17 protein-coding genes and 1 pseudogene are annotated in these 21,601 nt (G+C 62.0%); 10 read left to right on the plus strand and 8 right to left on the minus strand.

What is annotated here, in order from left to right; genetic code table 11:
* Positions 1-2 precede the first annotated feature (2 nt).
* A complete protein-coding gene (locus tag J2Y83_RS09810) occupies positions 3-995 on the minus strand; it encodes a SphA family protein (protein ID WP_253394781.1) in 993 nt (330 codons plus the stop codon).
* 385 nt (positions 996-1,380) lie between these two features.
* Between J2Y83_RS09810 and J2Y83_RS09815 the strand changes: the two genes are divergently transcribed.
* The 3 genes from J2Y83_RS09815 to J2Y83_RS09825 all read left to right on the plus strand — a co-directional run bounded on the left by J2Y83_RS09815 (position 1,381) and on the right by J2Y83_RS09825 (position 5,241).
* Positions 1,381-2,643: a serine hydrolase domain-containing protein gene (locus tag J2Y83_RS09815; protein WP_253394787.1), complete on the plus strand. Its 1,263-nt coding sequence runs from the start codon at positions 1,381-1,383 to the stop codon at positions 2,641-2,643.
* 116 nt (positions 2,644-2,759) lie between these two features.
* The gene (locus tag J2Y83_RS09820) at positions 2,760-4,097 is read left to right on the plus strand and encodes an alginate export family protein (protein WP_253394792.1); all 1,338 of its coding nucleotides are present in this window, start codon (positions 2,760-2,762) and stop codon (positions 4,095-4,097) included.
* 40 nt (positions 4,098-4,137) lie between these two features.
* Complete coding sequence (locus tag J2Y83_RS09825) at positions 4,138-5,241, plus strand: polyamine ABC transporter substrate-binding protein (RefSeq protein WP_253394794.1); 1,104 nt, start codon at positions 4,138-4,140, stop codon at positions 5,239-5,241.
* 26 nt (positions 5,242-5,267) lie between these two features.
* On the opposite strand, the gene J2Y83_RS09830 is transcribed toward J2Y83_RS09825, so the two are convergent.
* The 3 genes and pseudogenes from J2Y83_RS09830 to mhpT all read right to left on the minus strand — a co-directional run bounded on the left by J2Y83_RS09830 (position 5,268) and on the right by mhpT (position 7,528).
* Positions 5,268-5,879, minus strand: coding sequence for a TetR/AcrR family transcriptional regulator (locus J2Y83_RS09830; RefSeq protein ID WP_253394796.1), 612 nt, complete (start codon positions 5,877-5,879; stop codon positions 5,268-5,270).
* Between the two features lie 95 nt (positions 5,880-5,974).
* Positions 5,975-6,114 (minus strand): annotated as a pseudogene (locus J2Y83_RS09835) (helix-turn-helix domain-containing protein); the annotation flags it as partial.
* 184 nt (positions 6,115-6,298) lie between these two features.
* Positions 6,299-7,528: a 3-(3-hydroxy-phenyl)propionate transporter MhpT gene (gene mhpT, locus J2Y83_RS09840; protein ID WP_253394801.1), complete on the minus strand. Its 1,230-nt coding sequence runs from the start codon at positions 7,526-7,528 to the stop codon at positions 6,299-6,301.
* Between the two features lie 310 nt (positions 7,529-7,838).
* On the opposite strand from mhpT, the gene J2Y83_RS09845 reads away from it, so the two are divergent.
* The gene (locus J2Y83_RS09845) at positions 7,839-9,164 is read left to right on the plus strand and encodes an OprD family porin (protein ID WP_253394803.1); all 1,326 of its coding nucleotides are present in this window, start codon (positions 7,839-7,841) and stop codon (positions 9,162-9,164) included.
* Between the two features lie 5 nt (positions 9,165-9,169).
* Here the strand turns inward: J2Y83_RS09845 and J2Y83_RS09850 are convergent, their stop codons facing one another.
* Entirely contained in the window at positions 9,170-9,658 is a 489-nt protein-coding gene (locus J2Y83_RS09850) for a MarR family winged helix-turn-helix transcriptional regulator (RefSeq protein ID WP_253394808.1), read from the minus strand.
* A 213-nt stretch (positions 9,659-9,871) separates the two neighbouring features.
* Here J2Y83_RS09850 and J2Y83_RS09855 point away from each other — a divergent pair, with 213 nt between their 5' ends.
* The 6 genes from J2Y83_RS09855 (at position 9,872) to J2Y83_RS09880 (ending at position 18,002) form a co-directional block, all read left to right on the plus strand.
* Entirely contained in the window at positions 9,872-10,702 is an 831-nt protein-coding gene (locus tag J2Y83_RS09855; RefSeq protein WP_046483783.1) for a p-hydroxycinnamoyl CoA hydratase/lyase, read from the plus strand.
* Positions 10,703-10,811: 109 nt separating this feature from the next.
* Positions 10,812-12,260 (plus strand): aldehyde dehydrogenase, encoded by a 1,449-nt coding sequence (locus J2Y83_RS09860; RefSeq protein WP_253394815.1) that lies wholly within the window; start codon positions 10,812-10,814, stop codon positions 12,258-12,260.
* Positions 12,261-12,322: 62 nt separating this feature from the next.
* Entirely contained in the window at positions 12,323-14,197 is a 1,875-nt protein-coding gene (locus tag J2Y83_RS09865; protein WP_253394819.1) for a feruloyl-CoA synthase, read from the plus strand.
* Positions 14,194-15,435 (plus strand): thiolase family protein, encoded by a 1,242-nt coding sequence (locus J2Y83_RS09870; protein WP_253394821.1) that lies wholly within the window; start codon positions 14,194-14,196, stop codon positions 15,433-15,435. Before J2Y83_RS09865 ends, J2Y83_RS09870 begins: the two co-directional genes overlap by 4 nt.
* Before the next feature lie 43 nt (positions 15,436-15,478).
* Positions 15,479-17,233, plus strand: coding sequence for an acyl-CoA dehydrogenase family protein (locus tag J2Y83_RS09875; protein WP_253394823.1), 1,755 nt, complete (start codon positions 15,479-15,481; stop codon positions 17,231-17,233).
* 55 nt (positions 17,234-17,288) lie between these two features.
* Positions 17,289-18,002 carry a GntR family transcriptional regulator gene (locus J2Y83_RS09880; protein WP_247406362.1) on the plus strand — a complete coding sequence of 238 codons (714 nt, stop codon included), beginning with the start codon at positions 17,289-17,291 and terminating at the stop codon, positions 18,000-18,002.
* Positions 18,003-18,008: 6 nt separating this feature from the next.
* Here J2Y83_RS09880 and J2Y83_RS09885 read toward each other — a convergent pair whose 3' ends face one another.
* The 3 genes from J2Y83_RS09885 to J2Y83_RS09895 all read right to left on the minus strand — a co-directional run bounded on the left by J2Y83_RS09885 (position 18,009) and on the right by J2Y83_RS09895 (position 21,578).
* Positions 18,009-18,959 carry a PDR/VanB family oxidoreductase gene (locus J2Y83_RS09885; RefSeq protein WP_253394825.1) on the minus strand — a complete coding sequence of 317 codons (951 nt, stop codon included), beginning with the start codon at positions 18,957-18,959 and terminating at the stop codon, positions 18,009-18,011.
* A 29-nt stretch (positions 18,960-18,988) separates the two neighbouring features.
* Positions 18,989-20,050, minus strand: coding sequence for an aromatic ring-hydroxylating oxygenase subunit alpha (locus J2Y83_RS09890; RefSeq protein ID WP_253394827.1), 1,062 nt, complete (start codon positions 20,048-20,050; stop codon positions 18,989-18,991).
* A 256-nt stretch (positions 20,051-20,306) separates the two neighbouring features.
* A complete protein-coding gene (locus J2Y83_RS09895; RefSeq protein WP_253394829.1) occupies positions 20,307-21,578 on the minus strand; it encodes an OprD family porin in 1,272 nt (423 codons plus the stop codon).
* Positions 21,579-21,601 lie beyond the last annotated feature (23 nt).

Genomic DNA, 21,601 nt, shown 5'->3' on the forward strand with positions numbered 1-21,601 from the left:
AGTCAGAACTTGTGAACATAGCGGACTTGCACGGCGTAATCCGTTTTGCTGCGGTTTTCCACGCCGGTCTCTTTATAGGTATTGAGCCAGAAGGCCTTGTCTTCGGTCATTTTCCAGAACAGGCCGGGACCAATGCCCAGTACTTTTTCGCGAGAATTACTCAGGCGGTCGCCGTTGACCTGGTCATCCGAAATCTGCCTGAAGTAATAGCCGTTGATCCCGACTGAAACCTTCGGGAACACCTCATACGAAGCCGTAAAGTTGGCCCAGGCCGATTGCCCTGATTGGGTGTCGCGCACCGGCCGTCCTTCAAAAACCTGCGTCGAACTGCTTGCCGGGTCGTTGTTCTTGAAGTTGTACAAGTAATTCAGGCGCCAGCTCACTTCCCAGCGCGGTGCCGGCATCAAGGTCGCGGCCCAGTAGGGGTTGAAGGAGAAGTAATTGGAGCCGGTATTCAAGTCCTTGTGTTTGTCGTACTTGCCGGTGGGCAGGATCGTATCGAAGGCCACGCGCTGCACAAACACCGGGCGGCCTTCGGCGTTGACGATCGGATCGAACTGGATCTGCGGGCCGACAGTGATGTCGCCCAGGCCGACGCCGTTGTCCTTGAGTTTGGCGCCGTTGTCGCCAAACTCGCCGTCCAGTGAGATCACGGGTACCAACAGGCTCCAGCCCAGGTGCGCGCCGCCGCCGATGGTGTCGGGTGAGTAATAGCTGAATTGGTTGATCAAGCTGATGACATTGATCTTCGGGTTATCGAAGTTGCGGTTGTCCTTGCCGCCATTGTCACGAATGCTGCTGGCCGTACTGAACTTCAGATAGGTCTGATGCGTTAGCCCGGGTGGTCCGGCGAACCCGTCGTAGAAGCTGGTGCCGCCTAGGTTGATGCCGCTGGGTTGGCTGACCGTGGGCGGTGGTGGGCCATCGGCGGCGTGCACGGTAAAGGCGATGAGGCTGAGTGCCAGGCAAGCCGGCAGGGATCGAGTCAAGTTCATTGCGATGGCTCTATTATTGGAATTGTGAGCGGGGGTTAACACCCCTGGCACTTCGACTGTAGTGCCCGGGCAGACGCAATGCTTGAGTGCAACGGCCAGATTTGACTGAGCGTGCCACAGGCGGTAAACGCGCAGGCACGGTAGCGTCATACCGCGCATTTTTCACCGGGGTCTGCGCGCGTCGGCCGCCGTTGATTTCCGAGACCGGTGTGGATCGTGCTTTTCAGGTCGCCGAAGGTGGCACTCACAGCAGGCAATCAGCTCGATGCGGAGACAGTGGAGGTTGTATTATCGAGTAAAAAGTTTTATTGACTAAAAATAAATATCGGGTAATTATTTCTGTGCATCTGCTTTCATGCAGAGTCATCTCCAGGGTTATCTCCCGATGAGTCATCAACCCCCGTCTTTTCTTGCGACGCTTTACGTCGAGGCCACTGAATCGTCGTCGGCCACTTGCGTGGCCCCTTTGCTGATGCATGGCTTTCCCGCCGAGCCGAAACACCGAGTCACGTGGCACAACTGGATGCGTCCGCCCTTCAGCCAGTGGGGGTTCCGCAACCTGGCGCGACTGCGCCCCACCATTGACGTACCGGCGGGTCCAGGGCCGGTCGCTTCGCTCAAGCAGGCGCCCAAAGCGCTGGACGAGCTGTGTTTCGACAGTGAGTGTGGGCTGAGCATCCGCGTTATCGATCACCTCAACGCCAGCCAGACCGACGCCTTTTTGGTGATGCAGGGCGACACAGTCTTGTTCGAGCGCTACTTCAACGGTCAGCAGGCTTGCGACCGGCACATCATGTTTTCGGTGACCAAGTCGCTGATCGGCACCCTTGGCGAACACCTGGTTTGCAGTGGCGTGCTCAAGCCTGGGTTACCCGCCGCGTACTACGTGCCCGAGTTGGTGGGCAGCGCGTTTGGCGATGCGACGGTGCGCCAGTTGTTCGATATGGCCGTGGGCATCGACTACAGCGAGGTGTATGACGATCCCAACTCGGAGAGCTCGCAGTACGGTTACGCCTGCGGGTTTCAACCGGCACCGGCGCAATACGTCCAATTCGAGTCGTTGTACCAGTACCTGCCGTCCCTCAAAAAACGCGCTAGCCACGGTGGTTTTTTCCATTATGTGACCGCGACCACTGAAGCCTTGGCGTGGGTCATGGAACGCGCCTCGGGCAAGGCCTGCAGTCAGTTGTTGGGGGAAATCTGGAGCCGGTTGGGCTGTGATCGCGACGGCTATTTCATGGCTGATCCCTGGGGGCGTAACGTCGCCGGGGCGGGTTTCAGTGCGACGTTAAGAGACATGGCGCGCTTCGGCCGTCTGCTGGCCAACGATGGCTGTCATGAAGGGCGGCAGTTGCTGTCGCCCGAGACCGTGGCACGTATCGCCGCCGGCGGGGATCCCGCGATCTACGCGCAAAATGCCGAGTTCTCCAACTGGACACCGGGTGCTTCCTATCGAAGCCAGTGGTACGTGTTCAACGATCACAGTCAGGCCCTGATGGCCGGCGGTATCCACGGTCAGTACCTGTTCATCGACAAGCCCTCCGGCGTGGTGATCGTCAAGCAATCGTCGTTGACCGATGCCGTCGGCCCGTTCGATGCCGATAGCGTGCGCATGCTGCGCGCTATCAGCGCTCACCTGAGTCACTGAGACACCCCGAAAAATAAGAGTCTTGCGTTCTATTCACCTGGCTTTGCCAGGTGTTGGCGGCGCTTTGCGTCGCCATTGACTGCCCTGTAACAACAATAATCACACAGGAGCTTCTTATGGTTTATATCAAGCGTTTCTCTCGAGCGCTCTTAGCGGTCGGCTTACCCTTGACCACCCACGTCGCGTTGGCGGGCTACACCTTTGAGGACGGCGATCTCAAAGGCGAAGTCAACCTCACCGTAGGGGGCGCGACGCTATCAACCCGTGGCGTCAACTTCGGCAGCGGCCGGGTCGATGCGCGCAACAGTAAAAATGGCGGCACCAAGATCGACTGGCAAGAGTTCTACGTAAAGCCTGGGGTCAAACTCGAGTATGCGTTGCAACCCGATTTCAGCCTGCTGGCTGGCGGTTCGCTGGTCGCGGCAAGCACGTTCGGCGATGGCGATGCGGGCGGCTTTACCCGCAGTTCCGACGGCAAGGTTGCCGCTGAAGAACTGTACGGCGGGTTCCGCGCCGGTGAGTGGACGTTCACGGCTGGCCGCCAGAACTACATGGTCGGTACGGGGTTCATCGTCATGGACGGTAACCTGGACCAGCTCAAGGACGGCGCCTACTGGTCGGGGCCTCGAACCGCCTTCAAGGATTCGGCGATTCTGGCCTGGGAGCATGGCGCGTTGAAGTCTCAGGCATTCACCCTGCGCACCGACGATGACCTGGGTGATTTCCGCATGACCGGCGTCAACCTCGATTACAACGTCGATGACCAAGTGACACTGGGTGCCATGGCCATGCGGGTCAACGCCCTGGGGCCAAAAGGCAGTACGCTGCCTCGTCGTCGCGACGGCATGCAGGTGTACAACCTCCGCGCGCTCAATGCCAAGGTGCCCGGCGTACAGGCATTGACCCTGAATGCGGAGTACGCGTTGGAGCGCGGTAGCGGCGAGGGGGTCGATTACGATGCCAACGCCTGGTACGGCCAGGCCGACTATGCCTTCAGCGCGTTGCCGTTGACGCCCGTGATCGGTTATCGCTACGCGAGCTTTTCCGGTGACGACAACCCGAGCGATAACCGCCAGAAAGCCTGGGACCCGCTGAGCAAGGGCTTCGTCGACTGGGGCACGTGGCTCGTCGGCGACGTGGTCGGCAACTACCTGCTGTTCAACAGCAACGAAAATGTCCAACAGTTCTCGCTCAAGACCCACCTCAACGAGACCCTGACCCTCGGCGCGATTCACTACCAGTTCTGGCTCGACGAGAAAAACTACATGGGCGCAGCGGTCAGTGATCGGCGCTTTGCCGATGAGAGCGTGATATTCCTCGACTGGACCCCAACGCCGTCGTTTTATACGTCGCTGTCCTATAACTGGGTCAAACCACTGGCCGCTGCCAAGCAGGTATTTGGTGACGACCAGACCTTCAGTGCGTTGGAACTGTATTTCACCTATCGCTATTAAGTGCCGCGAGCCTTTGCGGCCGCGCTGGAGTGTTTTTATCATGAACCGTTTTTTGCGTAATACCGTGTTGGGCACTGTCGCTTCGTTGTTGATCAGCGGTTTTTGCCTGGCCGAAGAACGAACCGTAAGGATCTACAACTGGATCGAATACCTGCCGCCGGAAGTGCTCAAGAGCTTCCAGGAAGAGACCGGAATCCGCCCGATCTACGATGTATTCGACAGCGCCGAAACCATGGAGTCCAAGCTGCTGACGGGAAACTCCGGGTATGACGTGGTATTCCCCGGCTCCGCCAACCTCGGGCATCTGATCACCGCCGGTGCCGTCCAGCCGTTGGACCGCGCGCAGTTGCCGAACTGGCAGCACCTGGACCCCGAGTTCATGAAATCCCTGGAAGCGGTGGGTGACTCCGGCAATCGCTATGCCGCGCCTTATCTGTGGGGCACCACGCTGATCGGCTACAACGTCGACAAGGTGCGCAAAGCCCTGGGCGCCGACGTGCAGATGAACAGCTGGGACATCATCTTCAAGGAAGAAAACCTCGCCAAACTCGCCAGTTGTGGCGTGGGTTTCCTCGACGCCGGCAACGAGATCCTGCCGATTGCCTTGCACTACAAGGGCCTCGACCCCAATAGCCAGAAGCGTGAGGACTATGTGCAAGCCCAGGCCGTGATGATGAAGATTCGCCCTTACGTCACTTACTTCAACTCGTCGCGCTACGGCATGGACCTGGCCAACGGTGATATCTGTGTGGGCGTGGGCTGGTCCGGCGGTGTCGCATTGGCCACGCGACTGGCAGATGCCGCCGGCAAGGGCGTCAAGGTCGAGATGGCACTGCCCAGGGAAGGCGCGCCGATGTGGTCGGACGTGATGATGATCCCGGCCAATGCGCCCGATACTGCAGAGGCCCATGCGTTCATCAATTACATCCTGCGCCCGGACGTGATTGCGCGCATCAGCAACAAGATCGGCTACCCCAACCCGAACAAGGACGCCACTGCGCTGGTGGACGCCAGCATCCGCAACGACCCCAACATGTATGTGCCGGAGGAAGCGCGCAAGACCCTGTTCGCCCTGGAGCCGATCCCGGCCGCCGCGGAGCGCATCCGTACCCGCACCTGGACCGCCATCAAGAGCAACCGCTGATCAGTATGGCCTGACCCTGCAATGGGTCAGGCCTGCATGCCGTAAAACAGCAACTCGGTGATACGCCTGACCTGGGTAGAGTGCGCGTCGATATCCGGGTGTTCCTGGTTCACCAGCCGGAACAGTTGCAAGTGTGAATAGTCGTTCAACAGGAACGCGGCCAATTCCACATCGAGTTGCGGACGCAACTTGCCGGCCAGTTGCAGTTCCCTGAGCAGTTGGCTGATTTCGGCCCTGAGCGCATCGTTCATGGCCCGATAACCGGCAGGCAGTTCATTGTTGCCACCGAACAGGATCAACGGCAGCAGTTCGCGCCACAGGCTGGGGTGCATGACTTCCAACGCATAACCGGTAAGAAGGCGTTCCAGGTGGCAGAGCGCCTCGACCGGGTCGTCTATTTCCTGGATCCGGCTGCGGGCGTCGGTGATGGCGCGTTGATCGGCGTGGTGCAGGATTTCCAGGATGATTTCCTGCTTGTTGCCGAAGTACTTGAACACCGTCGGCGCCGACACGCCGGCCTGGTTGGCGATCTGCTCGATGGTGGTGTTCTGGAAACCCTGGCGTTCAAACAGTTCGATTGCCGCCTTACTGATGGCTTGCCGGCGTTCGGCTTTCTGACGTTCACGCAGTCCGCTCACGGAAGATCCTTGTCGCGATGAAAAAGAGGCGTATGCCGCCCGTTACCCCTGCAAAATACTTAATTGGGTAAATCTTTTAAAGCACTAATTGCCATTCAAGGGGTTTGCCGTTGATGCTTCTTCAACCGGTAAGCGAATTGAGCGCGGCTGAGCCCCACGAGCCTGGCGGCGGCCAGGTTGCCGGCGTGGCGTTGCGCGCTTCATTGATCAGGTTTGATTCAAGGTCTTCGACGGAGCAAGACACCGAAGTGGATGGGCACGCCGTCAATCAGCGTCGAGAAAAGGTCTGGGCCACTGGCCCAGACCTGCTTGACGTCATCTACGAGGAAAACGCGCTGTCGCTGAACGCTGACTTCGAGCAACAGGCTGATAACCGCACCGAGGGCAACCAGGGGGGGGCTCGATTGGCGGCGCACGCTCTAGGCTTTCGTATGCCGGGCAACGCCAAGCTCGGGTAGGTTCAGTGGCGCCTTACGCACCATGACGCTGATGATGGCCAGCGCCGCGATCGCCACTCCGGGGGAGGTCGCCAGCAGGACTCCCGTGGTGCCTGCACCTGCGGCGAGCAGTTGTCCCGCCGCCAGCGGTCCGGCTACCGAGCCCAGCCGGCCGATGGCAACGGCTGCACCGACGCCAGTGGCGCGCACCGCCGTTGGATAGGACGGTGGTGCCGACGCATAGAGCACCAACTGCGCGGCCATCACGAACAAACCCGCGGCGAAACCGGCGATGGCCATGGGCACGATACCCACCGACAGCCCGACCCCGGCCAAGGCCGCGAGCAGCCCGGCATACACGAACAGCACCACTCTGAGGGCATTGCAGCGGTCCAGCAGGACACCACCGAGCAATGAGCCAAGGGCGCCGCCAATGTTGAACAGCATCTGCACCATGCCCGCCTGGGGTTTGCTGAAGCCTTGTTCGAGCAACAACGACGGCAGCCAGTTGAGCAGCATGTACATCACGGTCAGGGTGAAGAAGTAGCTGAGCCACAACGCCAGCGTGGTGCGCGCGCGGCCTTCGCCGAACAGCGCCTGGCGGGTGGAGGGACGAGCACTGAGGGTCTTGTCGAGCTGTTGGCGAAAGGCGTTGGACTCGGGCAGCAGCAGGATCATCAATGGCACGGCCAACAAGGGCGCCAGGCCGCCGATGATAAAGGTGGTCTGCCAGTGTTCACTGGAAAACATCGCCACCACCGCCGCCAATGCGCCGCCCAACGGCACGCCGCAGTACATGACACTGATGGCGGTGCCACGGTTGCGTTCGCTGGCCGCTTCGGCGCACAGGGCGATCAGGTTGGGCAGCGCGGCGCCCAGCCCCAGACCGGTCAGAAAACGCACCAACAGCAGGCTCGAGTAGCTTTCGACAAACGCGGTGCAAAGCGAGAACAGCCCGAACAGCAGCACGGCGATCACCAGGATTTTCTTGCGCCCGATTCGGTCGGCGACCCAGCCGCCGAAGAACGCCCCCGGCAGCAGGCCAATGATCCCGATGCTGAATACCCAGCCGAGCATCTTCGGGTCCAGGGCAAAACTCTGACGCAACCCTGCGGCGGTGGTTCCGGCGGCTTGCAGATCGAACCCCTCGATCAGCGCAACGATAAAGCACAACGCGATAGTCAGCGTCGAACGACGCGATGGACTGTCCATGGGCAAACCTCATTGTTGTTGTTTTTGTTGTGGTGGCGAGCGCAAGTGGCTGCTGCGATTAAGATAACAAAGATAACTAAAAAATGAATGGCGTATTGGAAATACAAAAATCGATAAATAAGTACTTTAAATTCATAGTGTTGAGATGTGTATCTGTGATGATCTTAAAAGTAGATAGCTTTATTAATGTTCGATTATCGGTCATTTGCGGTTGACGAGCACCGTCGGCTGTTTCCATTCTCTGTTCGCGAAGCCGACTGGGCCGAGCGTGTGCCACCCCAAAAACAACAACAAAAAATGGACAATGAACATGCCAAAACTCCCTATGGAGGACGCCGTTGCAGTGGCGTCCGTCTCCTGTGTGTCGAACCGCAAGCCAAGCCTGGTCATGGCGTTACTGGCCTTGAGCGTGCTGCCCACCCCGCTGTGGGCGGCCGGCTTTATTGACGACAGCCACGGCACCTTGACCCTGCGCAATTACTACCTGGACCGCGACTACAAGGACGATGGTGCGAAGACCGCTGCGCGGGAATGGGCTCAGGCGTTCATCCTCAACCTGGAATCGGGATACACCCCAGGGCCGGTGGGCTTTGGCCTGGATGTGCGCGGGCTGATGGGGGTCAAGCTCGACTCTTCGCCGGACCGCAGCGGCACCGAGTTGTTGCCGGTGTCGGCCAGCGACAAGCGTGCCGCCGATGAGTACTCGCGCCTGGCGCCGACCGCCAAGCTGCGGTTTGCACAAACCACCGTGAAGACCGGTGACGTGTCGATCTTCCTGCCGTTCGCCTTTGCCAGCCCGTCGCGGCTGCTGCCGCAAACCTTTCGCGGCACCACCTTGAGCTCCAAGGATATCGACGGCCTGACTCTCAATACCGGCTACATCGACCGCATCAACAAGCGCGACTCCACCGACTACCAGGCCATGACCATCGCCTCGCCCAACCGGCGTTTCAACGCCACCGCCACCACCTCGCACCTGGCTTACGTCGGCGGTGACTACCAGGTCAACAAAGACCTCAGCCTGCGCGCCTATCACTCGCAGATCGCCGACCTCTACCAGCAGGACACCCTGGCGTTGCTGCACAATCTGCCCGTGGGCGATGGTGTGCTCACCAGCGATCTGCGCAGTTTCTTCAGTCGCGAGGACGGCAGCGCCAAGGCCGGGAACGTGGATAACCGCAACCTTTCGGCGTTGTTTGGCTACCGCCTGGGCGGTCACAAATTCAGCCTGGGCTACATGCATTCCAGTGGGGAGACGGCCACGCCCTATATCTCGGGGACGGAGCTGATGGGCATGAGCGAACTGACCATGAGTTCGGACTTTCTCAACGCCAAGGAGCGCACCTGGCAGGCGATCTATGACTATGACTTCGCGGCTTCCGGTTTACCGGGCCTGAAGGGCCGGCTGCGTTATGTGCGCGGCGATAACATCGAGCTGGCGGCGTTCAATGCCGAGGATCGCAAGGAGCGTGAGTTCCAGATGGAGCTGGGCTACGTGATCCAGAGCGGCCCGCTGAAGAACGTCGGGCTGATGGCGCGCAAGTCGATCTATCGCAATGACTTCCCGAGCGGCGCGGCGTTTCGCGATGAAAACCAGACCCGTTTCCTGGTGCTCTACACCGTGGCGCTCTGGTAGGCCTGTCAGTCCTGATACACCTTCTTCAGCAAGCGCAGCAGCTCTGCACGTTCTTGACCGTCCAGGGCTGCGGTGGCGTCCAGGTCACTCTGGGCGGCGATCTCTTTGAGCGTCTTGAGCAGGGTTTCGCCGGTCTTGCTGAGGAAGATCCCATAGGAGCGCTTGTCCGGCTTGCAGCGCACACGCACGGCGAGGGCGCGGCTTTCCAGCTTGTTCAGCAACGGCACCACCTGGGGCGGCTCAATCGTCAGGGCGCGGGCGAGGTCGGCCTGCATCAGGCCGGGGTTCTGCTCGATGATCGCCAGGGCCGAGAACTGAGCCGGGCGCAGGTCGTGCTCGGAAAGTCGACCGATCAGGTTCTGGAACAGCTTGAGCTGGGCGCGACGCATGGCGTAACCGATCAGGTCGTCCAGGGCCGAATCCAGCGGCGCACGCCCCTCGGTGGTGTCGGGCAGGGCCAGGTTGGCGTCGGCGATGTTGGAAGGCTTGGCCATTAACAGTGCAATCCTCAGAAGGTGGAGGTTAAGAAAGCTATCTAGTTTGCCGAGGTTGGCGCGCCATGGCTATGCCGGCTTTTCATAACGCTTGAGCAGCTTAGGTTTTACAGGGGGAAAATATTGGTTATCAAGATTAATAGTTAATTGACATAACTATATTTGCAGTTTAATTTCGAATCATCTTCCAACCCAGAACAAGAGCGTACCGTCATGAGTAATTACGAAGGCCGTTGGACCACCGTCAAGGTTGAAATCGAGGAAGGCATTGCCTGGGTCATTCTCAATCGCCCGGAAAAACGCAACGCCATGAGCCCGACCCTGAACCGCGAAATGATCGACGTTCTGGAAACCCTGGAGCAGGACCCTGCCGCTGGCGTGCTGGTCTTGACCGGTGCCGGCGAAGCCTGGACCGCCGGCATGGACCTCAAGGAATACTTTCGCGAGGTGGATGCCGGCCCGGAAATCCTCCAGGAGAAAATCCGCCGCGAAGCCTCGCAATGGCAATGGAAACTGCTGCGCATGTACGCCAAGCCCACCATCGCCATGGTCAATGGCTGGTGCTTCGGCGGCGGCTTCAGCCCATTGGTGGCGTGCGACCTGGCGATCTGTGCCGACGAAGCCACCTTCGGTCTCTCGGAAATCAACTGGGGCATCCCACCGGGCAATCTGGTGAGCAAGGCCATGGCCGACACCGTGGGCCATCGTCAATCGCTGTACTACATCATGACCGGCAAGACCTTCGGCGGGCAGAAGGCCGCCGAGATGGGCCTGGTCAACGAAAGCGTACCGCTGGCGCAACTGCGCGAAGTGACCATCGAACTGGCGCGCAACCTGCTGGAGAAAAACCCGGTGGTGCTGCGGGCGGCCAAGCATGGCTTCAAGCGTTGCCGTGAACTGACCTGGGAGCAGAATGAGGATTACCTCTACGCCAAGCTCGATCAGTCGCGTTTGCTCGACACCGAAGGCGGCCGCGAGCAGGGCATGAAGCAGTTTCTCGACGACAAGAGCATCAAACCCGGCCTGCAGACGTACAAACGCTGAGGCTTGCCGGCGAATAGTGGGCCGCATCCCGCTGTTCGCTGCCTCACGCTGGCGCTACTGTGACATCGCTTGAACGCATTCCCCATAAAGACAATAAAGAGGAATCACCATGCTGGACGTGCCCCTGTTGATCGGCGGCCAGTCGTGCCCCGCCCGTGACGGTCGAACCTTCGAGCGTCGCAACCCGGTGACCGGTGAAGTGGTTTCGCGGGTTGCCGCCGCGACCCTGGAAGATGCCGACGCCGCCGTGGCGGCGGCCCAGGCGGCGTTCCCCGGCTGGGCCGCATTGGCGCCGAATGAACGCCGCACCCGCTTGCTCAACGCAGCCGAGCAATTGCAGGCGCGCAGCGCCGAATTCATCGCCGCCGCCGGCGAAACCGGCGCCATGGCCAACTGGTATGGCTTCAACGTGCGCCTGGCGGCCAATATGCTGCGCGAAGCGGCGTCGATGACCACCCAGATCACCGGTGAAGTGATCCCCTCCGATGTTCCCGGCAGTTTCGCCATGGCCCTGCGTCAGCCTTGCGGTGTGGTGTTGGGTATCGCGCCGTGGAATGCCCCGGTCATCCTCGCCACGCGTGCCATCGCCATGCCGCTGGCCTGCGGCAATACCGTGGTGCTCAAGGCCTCGGAGCTGAGCCCGGCGGTGCATCGCCTGATTGGCCAGGTGTTGCAGGATGCCGGCCTGGGCGATGGCGTGGTCAACGTCATCAGCAATGCCCCGGCGGACGCCGCCGCGATTGTCGAGCGGCTGATCGCCAACCCGGCCGTGCGCCGGGTCAACTTCACCGGCTCGACCCATGTCGGACGGATTGTCGGCGAACTCTCGGCGCGTCACCTCAAGCCGGCGTTGCTGGAGCTGGGTGGCAAGGCGCCGTTGCTGGTGCTCGACGACGCCGATCTGGATGCGGCGGTTGCCGCAGCGGCGTTTGGGGCCTATTTCAACCAGGGCCAGATTTGCATGTCCACCGAACGCCTGATTGTCGATGCCAAGGTCGCCGATGCGTTTATCGCCAAGCTGACCGCCAAGGTCGCCAGCCTGCGCGCCGGTGACCCTGCGGCGGCGGATTCGGTCTTGGGTTCCCTGGTGGACGCCAGCGCCGGCACACGCATCAAGGCGCTGATCGACGATGCCCTCGCCAAGGGCGCCCGGCTGGTCGCGGGCGGCCAGTTGGAGGGCAGCATCCTGCAGCCGACCCTGATCGATGGCGTCACCGAGCACATGCGCTTGTACCGCGAAGAATCCTTCGGCCCGGTGGCGGTGTTGCTGCGCGGTGACGGTGATGAGGCACTGCTGCGCCTGGCCAACGACTCCGAGTTCGGCCTGTCGGCGGCGATCTTCAGTCGCGACAGCGGGCGTGCGCTGGCGCTGGCACAGCGGGTGGAGTCGGGCATTTGCCACATCAACGGCCCGACCGTGCATGACGAGGCGCAGATGCCTTTTGGCGGGGTCAAGTCCAGCGGTTACGGCAGCTTTGGCGGCAAGGCGTCGATTGAACACTTCACGCAATTGCGCTGGGTGACCTTGCAGAACGGGCCGCGGCATTACCCGATCTGAGTCGGCGGCGCGACATAACAATAACAAGGCGGCTGTGATCCGCCTTGCTGGAGGACACCCTTGTGAGTTCCGAATTCAGACCGCAACCCCAATCCGCACCGCGCTACCGCGCGGTCTCCATCGGCCATGCACCGGTGGAAGTCACTGAAGAGCAGGGCGTGCTGCATATGCGTTCCCTGGAGCCATTGGCCGAGTTGCCGGCGCGCTTGCTCGATCGTCTGGTGCATTGGGCCCGGGTGCGTCCGGAGCAGACCTTCATTGCCGCCCGCCAGGCCGATGGTGACTGGCGTCGCGTCAGCTACGCGCAGATGCTTGAGAGCGTGCGGGCGATTGCCCAGGCCTTGCTGAGTTACGGCCTGTCGGCAGACAAGCCGCTGGCGTTGCTGTCGGGCAACGACATCGAGCATTTACAGGTGGCCCTCGGCGCGATGTATGCCGGTATTCCTTATTGCCCGGTGTCGCCGGCGTATTCGTTGTTGTCCCAGGACTTCGCCAAGCTGCGGCATGTCTGCGACCTGCTGCAACCAGGGCTGGTGTTCGTCAGCGATGCGGCGGCCTACCAGCGCGCGATCGACGCGGTATTGCCGGCCGAGACGCCGCTGATCAGCGTGCGTGGCCACGTGCCCGGACGCGCCCAGGTCAGCTTCGCGAGCCTGCTGCAAACCCCAGGCGGCAGTGCGGCCGATCAGGCGTTCAAGGCCACCGGCCCGGACAGCATCGCCAAGTTTCTTTTCACCTCGGGCTCGACCAAGTTGCCCAAGGCAGTGATTACCACGCAACGCATGCTCTGCGCCAACCAGCAAATGCTGTTGCAGACATTTCCGGTGTTCGGTGAAGAACCTCCGGTGTTGGTGGACTGGTTGCCGTGGAATCACACCTTCGGTGGCAGTCACAACGTCGGCATCGTGCTCTACAACGGCGGCACCTTTTACCTCGACAACGGCAAGCCCACGGCCCAGGGGTTTGTCGAGACCCTGCGCAACCTCAAGGAGGTATCGCCCACGGCCTATCTGACGGTGCCCAAGGGCTGGGAAGAATTGGTCAGCGCCCTGGAGCAGGACGCCGAGTTGCGCGAGTGCTTTTTTGCGCGGATGAAATTGTTTTTCTTCGCCGCCGCCGGCCTTTCGCAAAGTGTCTGGGACCGCCTCGACCGCGTGGCCGAACAGCACTGCGGCGAACGCATCCGCATGATGGCCGGGCTGGGCATGACCGAAGCCGCGCCGTCCTGCACCTTCACCACCGGGCCGTTGTCCATGGCCGGTTATATCGGTTTGCCCGCGCCGGGCTGCGAGGTGCGCCTGGTGCCGGTGGACGGCAAGTTCGAAGGGCGATTTTGCGGGCCACACATCATGCCGGGGTACTGGCGGGCGCCCGAGCAAACTGCTGAAGTGTTCGACGAACAGGGGTTTTACTGTTCGGGAGACGCAATCAAACTCGCCGACCCCAATCGGCCGCAACTGGGGCTGATGTTCGACGGGCGCATTGCCGAGGATTTCAAACTGTCCTCCGGGGTGTTTGTCAGCGTCGGGCCGTTGCGCAATCGCGCGGTGCTCGAAGGCTCGCCCTATGTGCAGGACCTGGTGATTACCGCGCCGGACCGCGAATGCCTGGGCGCCCTGGTCTTCCCCAGGCTCTACGAATGCCGCCGGCTGGCGGGCTTGGACGCCGACGCGAGCGACGCCGACGTACTCGCCAGCGCGTCGGTGCGCCAGTGGTTCGGCGACTGGTTGCAGCGCCTCAATCGCGACGCCAGCGGCAATGCCAGCCGTTTGGAATGGATTGCCTTGCTCGACGAGCCGGCGTCTATCGACCGTGGGGAAATTACCGACAAGGGCTCGATCAACCAGCGTGCGGTACTGCAATGGCGCGCGGCCAAGGTCGAGGCGCTGTATCGCGGTGAAGATGCTGCGATCCTGCGTGCCGAGCCCAGGCCTTGAGCGGCGTCGGGCAATATTCGGCGTTTGCCGACGTAGCGCTTTACGCGGCGGTACGCACGCCGTGGGTCGACCTCGGTGGCGCTCTGGCCCAGGTGTCGCCCATCGACCTGGGGATCAAGGTCGGCCGTGAAGTCCTGGCCCGTGCCGGTGTTGACCCGCTGGCGGTGGACAGCGTACTGGCTGGGTCCATGGCCCAGGCCAGCTTCGATGCGTATTTGCTGCCGCGACATGTCGGATTGTATAGCGGTGTGGCGCAATCGGTCCCGGCGCTGGGGGTGCAGCGCATCTGCGCCACGGGCTTCGAGCTGTTGCGCCAGGCCGCTGAGCAACTGCGCGACGAGGTGCAACTGGCCTTGTGCGTGGCCAGTGAGTCGATGTCCCGCAACCCGATTGCGGCCTACACCCACCGGGATGGGTTTCGTCTGGGGGGCGAGGTGCAATTCAAGGATTTTCTCTGGGAGGCCCTCTACGACCCGGCCCCGGGACTGGACATGATCGCCACCGCGGACCACCTGGCGCGCCGCTATGGCCTGAGCCGCGAGGCCGTGGACCGTTACGCCTGCGAGAGCCATCAACGCGCATTGCAGGCGCAGCGTGACGGCGCTTGGGCCGAAGAGATCGTGACGGTCGATAACCAAGTGTTCGAGCTGGAGGGGTATCAGCCGCGCGGCATCAGCCTGGCGCACCGCGCCGCTGCCGTCACCCAGGACAGCCACCCACGGCCCACCGATCTTGCGGCCCTGGCACGCTTGCGTGCCGTGCATGCCAATGGCGTGCAAACCGCTGGCAACAGCTGCGCGGTGGTCGATGGCGCGGCGGCAGCCCTGGTCGGGCGCGCGTCGGCCTGCACGCGTCCGGCCCTGGCCCAACTGCTGGCCAGCGCGGTGGTCGGCGTGGCGCCGGAGTTCATGGGCATCGGCCCGGCGCCGGCGATCCGTCTGCTGCTGCAGCGCAGCGGGTTGAGCCTGGATGAGATCGGCCGTTTCGAGATCAACGAAGCACAGGCGGCCCAGGTCTTGGCGGTGGCCCAGGAACTGCAGTTGGACAGCGCCCGGCTCAACGTCCAGGGCGGTTCGCTGGCGGTGGGGCATCCACTGGCCGCCACTGGCCTGCGCCTGGTCATGACGCTGGCCCGGCAATTACGCCGGCACAACCTGCGCTACGGGATTGCCGCGGCGTGTGTCGGCGGTGGGCAGGGCATGGCGTTGTTGATCGAGAACCCGGCCTATCGCGGTTGAGCGTTCAACGGTGTAACTCCTTTTTTATTCGATGAGGTTTGCCATGTGGAGCTATCAGGCGCCGCTGCGCGATATGCAATTTGTGCTTGAACATTGGCTGCAAGCACCCGAGGTGTGGAGCCAATGTTCGGCGTTCGAGACGTTGGACATGTCACTCGCCGTGCAGGTGTTGGAGGAAGCGGCGCGCTTCAGTCAGCGGGTGCTGGCGCCCCTGAACGCCAGCGGCGATCGTCAAGGCTGTCGCTGGAACACCGGTCAGGTCAGCACGCCGGACGGTTTCGCCGAGGCCTATCGCGCCTATGTCGACGCTGGCTGGCCGGCCTTGGCGTGCGCCGAAGGGCAGGGCGGCCAAGGGTTGCCGCAACTGCTCGACGCGGCGCTGCAAGAGATGCTCTACGCCAGCAATCACGCATGGGCCATGTACACCGGGATCGCCCACGGCGCCTACCTCTGCCTCAAGACCCACGCCGCGCCCTGGTTGCAGGCGCGCTACTTGCCCGAGATCGTCAGCGGGCATGCCTTACCCACCATGTGCCTGACCGAGCCCCAGGCCGGCAGCGATGTCGGGCTGCTGCGCTGTCGCGCGACCCCCGAGGGCGACGGCCGTTATCGCCTGCAGGGCAACAAACTGTTTATCTCCGGCGGCGAGCACGACCTCACGGCCAATATCCTGCACCTGGTGCTGGCGCGCTTGCCCGATGCGCCGCCGGGCAGTCGCGGCCTTTCACTGTTCCTGGTGCCCAAGCTGCTGGACGATGGCCAGGCCAACGGTGTGCATTGCGACGGCATTGAACACAAGATGGGCATCAAGGGCAGCGCCACGTGCTCCCTGGTGTTCGACGCCGCCCAAGGCTGGCTGATCGGCGACGCCAATCGCGGCTTGGCGGCGATGTTCGTGATGATGAATTCGGCGCGCCTGCATGTCGGCCTGCAAGGCCTGGGGCATGTCGAGGCGGCTTGGCAGAACGCCCACCAATACGCCGCCGAGCGCGTGCAAATGCGCGCGCCATCAAGGCCGCAAGGGGTGCCTGCGCAAGCGGCTGACCCCATCCTTTATCACCCGGCCATGCGCCGCGTGTTGCTGGAATTGCGCACGGCCAGCGAGGGGATGCGCGCCATCGGCTATTGGGCCGCGCATTTACTCGATCAGGCCGAGCATGACCCCAACCCACAGGCGCGGGAGTGCGCCGGGCAACTGGCGCAGTTGCTGACGCCGATCATCAAGGCGTTTTTCACCGAGCAGGGTTTCCGTCAGGCCAGCAATGCCTTGCAGGTCTTCGGCGGTTACGGCTACGTCGCCGAGTTCGCCATCGAGCAAACGCTGCGCGACAGTCGCATCGCGATGATCTATGAGGGCAGCAACGAGATCCAGGCCAATGACCTGCTGCTGCGCAAGGTGCTGGGCGATGAAGGACGTGCCTTCGGCCTGCTGCTGGCAGTGCTGCGCGACGAGGCCGGGCAGGGCGGCCAATGCGCCGCGTGTGCAGGTTTCGCCGACGCGCTGGACAACCTGTGTGACGCGCTGGCCCGTGTGGTCGAGGCCATACGTGAGCGGTCGCTGGAGGACAGCGAGTACCCCTATCGGGCCGCGCCGGACTTTCTCCAGTTATGTGGCGTGGCCCTGCTGGCCCTGGCATGGGCGCGGGCCGCACGGGTTTCCAGGGCATTGCCCGAAGACGATCCGTTGCGTGCCGCCAAGCTGCAAAGCGCCGGGTTCTTTTTCGATTACCTGCCGTCGCGGTTGGCGCAGCACCTGGGCGCGATAGACGCGGCACGCGCGGCGTTGGCGTTCGTCTGACGCGGTCGGATGCTTGCGGTACTATGGCGACTCACGTTTTCTGGAAGTTGCCTGGATGAGTAAACCCGGTCAATTGGTGCTGGTTGCACTGCGCAAGATGATCGCCAGCGGCGAGTTGGCGGCGGGTGAGCGGCTGATGGAGATTCCCACGGCGCAACTGTTCGGTGTGTCACGCATGCCCGTGCGCATGGCGTTCCGTACCCTCGAGCAGGAAGGGCTGCTGGTGCCGTTTGGCGGGCGCGGGTATCAGGTGCGTTCGGTCAGCCCGGACGACATTGCCGGCGCCGTCGAAGTGCGTGGTGTGCTCGAGGGCCTGGCTGCGCGTCAAACTGCCGAGCGCGGTTTGTCCGACGCGGCGCGTGCGACGCTTGAGCGCTGCCTGGTGGAAGGCGATCAACTGTTCGACAAGGGCTACGTGACCGAGGACGACCTTGAGGTCTATCACGACCTGAACATGCGCTTTCACCACGTCATCGTTGAAGGTAGCCACAACCCGGCGATCGCCGATGCGCTGGCACGCAATGATCATCTGCCGTTCGCGTCGGTCACCGCGCTGGCGGTGGATCGCGAGGACATGGTCCGCGAATACCGGCGTTTCAACTATGCCCACATGCAACATCACTCGGTCTTCGATGCCCTGGTCAATCGCCAGGGCGCACGGGCCGAAGCGATCATGCGCGAGCACGCCAACGCGACCTTGCGTTATGCCGAGATCTTCGGTTCGGCGACCGCCAATGCGCGGATGAAGGTCATTCTGCCCACGGCCTGACGCCTTTCAGAGATCGAGCACCAGCAGCGCGGTTTTCGCGCGCGAGCAGCAGGGGGTGAACTGGTCGTTCAGCGCTTGTTCCTGCTCGGTGAGGAACAGGTCGCGGTGCTCCGGGATGCCTTCGAGCACGCGGGTCAGGCAGGTTCCGCAAATCCCTTGTTCGCACGACACGGCAATCTCGATGCCGTGGCTTTCCAGGACCTGGACCACGCTCCGGTCGGCGGGTATGTCGAAAACCTGGCCGCTGCTGGCGAGCTTCACCGAAAAACTCCCGTCGAGGCGGCTATCCACTGGCGCCGCCGCGAAGTATTCGCGATGCAGGCATGCCTCCTGCCAGCCCTGGGCCAGAGCGCTGTCGAGCACATGCTGCATGAAGCCGCCGGGGCCGCAGACATACAGGTGGACGTTGGCGTCGGGCGCCGCCAGCACCTGGGCGGTGTTCATTGCCGTAGGGGGCTGCTCGTCGAAATGCAGGAACACGCGCTCGGCGAACGATGCGTTCTTGAGGCGTTGCACAAAGGCCGCGCGTTCACTGGCGCGGGCACAATAATGCAGTTCGAAGTCGGCGCCGATATGGGCCAGGCGCTCGGCCATGCACAGGATCGGGGTGATGCCGATGCCGCCGGCGAACAGCAGGCTGCGTCGGGCTTCGTGCGCCAGCGGGAACAGGTTGCGCGGTGCGCTGATCTGCAGGCGGGCGCCCGGGTGTATGTGTTCGTGCAGGCAGCGGGAGCCACCCCGAGAGGCTGGATCCTTGAGCACCCCGATCAGGTAGCGATGCTGTTCTTCAGGGTGATTGCACAGGGAATATTGGCGGATCAGCCCGTCCGGCAGATGCACGTCGATATGTGCGCCAGCGCTGAAGGCCGGCAGCGCCTGGCCATCGACGCGGGCCAATTCAAAGCTGCAAATGTCCTGGGCTTCGTTGTTGCGGGATACCACCACCACATCGATCATGTTCAGTCCTCGTAGGGTTATCGCGCCGTTCAGGCGCTGGTGGTGGCGATCAGTTGCGCTGCGAGGGCGCGCTCCTTGGCGATCAGCCGTTCGAGGACCTTGCGTGACTGCACGCCACCGGCATCGATATTGAGCTTGAGCAGAGTGCGCGTCGGGTGGGCCAGCAGGTTCTGTTGCTGGCGTTCAAGCATCTCCAGGTCTTCGCTGAAAATCTTGCCCTGGCCTTCGCGAATGCTCGCGGTCAGTGCCGGGTCCTGAGGATTGAAGCTGCGCGCCATGCCCCAGAAGTACCAGATCGACGTTTCGGTTTGCGGGGTGATGAAGTCCACCACGATGCTCGCGGCCTTATGCTCAGGCGCGGCGTGGTAGCCGCCCTTGCCGGCGTGGGCCACGCCGACTTCGATCAGCACGTGGCTGGGCGGGGTGAAGCGGCAGATCTGCCAGCGGTCCACCGGCACGTCATCGGCGAGGTTATTGCCACGCAGGGCCATGCGCCAGAACGGCGGGGCCATGATGTTTTCCATGTGTCGGGCGGTGACGACTTCATCGCCTTCGACCGTGGTCACGGGGGGCGCTTCGTCGATTTCCTTCTGGCCGATGCTGGAGGCGTGGACGTAGGTTTCGTGGGTCAGGTCCATCAGGTTGTCGATCATCAGGCGGTAGTCGCACTGGATGTCAAACAAGCCGCCGCCATAGGCCCACTGGTCACTCACGGCCCATTCCAAGTGGTGGATCAGCGCCGGGTCGGCCAGGGCCTGATCGCCGGGCCACACCCAGATGAAACCGTAGCGTTCCACCGCGGCGAAGGTCTTGTTGCAGGGAAAACCGCGCACCCGCTGCCCAGGCATTTCGACGGTCTTGCCGTCGCCACCCATGACCAGGCCGTGGTAGCCACAGACCAGCTTGCCGTTTTCGACATAGCCCAACGAGAGCGGCGCGCCGCGATGCGGACAGAAGTCCTCGACAGCCACGACGGCGCCTTCCAGCCCGCGATAAAACACCATTTTTTCACCGCAGATCTGCCGACCCAGCGGCTTCTGTGCGATTTCATCGGGGGTGCAGGCGACATACCACGTGTTCTTGGGGTACATGGTGACTCTCCAGGCGAGTGATTGTTCTTATTTAATGGATCCATTAAATGAAGCGCTTCACTTTGAGTCAACATGCAGTGTGGTTTTAGCGAGATTTATTTGGGCGATTATCGATCATCTTTTTGTTTTTGGATCCATTGATCGCGTCTTTGCGGGATGGGTAACCCGGCCCGAGGCCGGGTTTTTGTTGCTCCAGAAGGCCTATCCGATGGCCACATTTGAACGATCTAGCCCAGGTGGATCACGGGGCGGTCACTCACCAGAGCTTCCAGGTGTAATCGACATTCACCCGTAGCTCATTGTCATCCCGATGACTGGCCTGGGCGATGAAGTCATTGCGGTACCAGGCGTTGCGCACACGCAGGGTCAGGCCTTTAAGGGGCGTGCCCTGAAGCACATAGTTCAGTTCGATGTCTTTTTCGCTTTCCTTCAGGTTGCTGCCGCCCAGCTTGGGTAACTCGATGTTGTCGCCGCTGACGTAGCGCAGCATGCCATTGAGCCCGGGCAAGCCCAGCGCGACAAAGTTGTAGTCGTAGCGCACCTGCCAACTGCGTTCCTTGGGGTTGAGGAACTCCGAGCTCAGCGTGCCTTCGGTGATGACCAAGGGCTCGGTGCCGAACAGGTAAGGCATGGCGGTCTTGCCGGTCAGTTGCATGTAGCCGGCGCCGAATTTGTGCGCGCCCAGGCTGTACGTCAGCATCAGGGCGGCGTTGCGATTGTCCACCGGGCCGGCCTTGGCGGCGCCGTTCTCGCCGGTGACGAACAGGCGAACGTCGCTTTTCAGGCTGCCGGGGCCTATCGGGCGATTGTCGACGAAACCGTAGAAATCCTTGCGGTAAAGGTCAGCCAGTTCGGCGTGGTAGTACTTCAACGTCAGTTGCGGCGACCAGGCATAGTCGCCGCCGAGGAAGGTAAAACGGTCGGATTCGGCGGCGCCGTTGAAGCGGCCGTTGGGCGAGGCCACCGACATTTTCTGGTAGTTGGTGGAGTCGCGCAGGTTGATGCGATCGAGCCAACCGACGTGCAGGGTCAGGTTGTCGATTTCCTGGGACTTGAGGTACGCGCCGCGAAAAGTCTGCGGTAGCAGACGGGTGGGGCTGGCGAAGGCGATTGGCAAAAACGTGCTGATGGTCCCCAGTTGCAACTCGCTCTTGGAGGCCCGGGCCTTGGCTGTCAGGCCCAGCTCCGAATATTCACTGGCCGGTTCACGGGTCGTGGGGTTGTACGATAGCAGGCCGGTCCCCGTGCGCGCGGGCGAGGAGTCCAGACGGACCCCCAGCAAACCCTGGGCGTCCAGGCCGAAGCCGACAGGCCCTTCGGTATAACCCGAGCGCACGTTGAGAATGAAGCCCTGCGCCCACTCGCGGGCAGCCGCCTGCGGCGTGGCGTTCACGTAATTGCGATCAAAGTAATAGTTGCGTATCGCCAGATCGGCCTGGCTGTCGTCGACAAAACCGGCGGCGCACGCCTGGCTTACGGAAAAAACGCAGGTGCAGGCGCTGACGCCCCGAGAGAAATTCCTGAGCATGGCAGTGTTCACTTTTATTGTTG

It is taken from the genome of Pseudomonas marginalis, assembly GCF_024169655.1.
Classification (GTDB): Bacteria; Pseudomonadota; Gammaproteobacteria; order Pseudomonadales; family Pseudomonadaceae; genus Aquipseudomonas; species Aquipseudomonas paraveronii.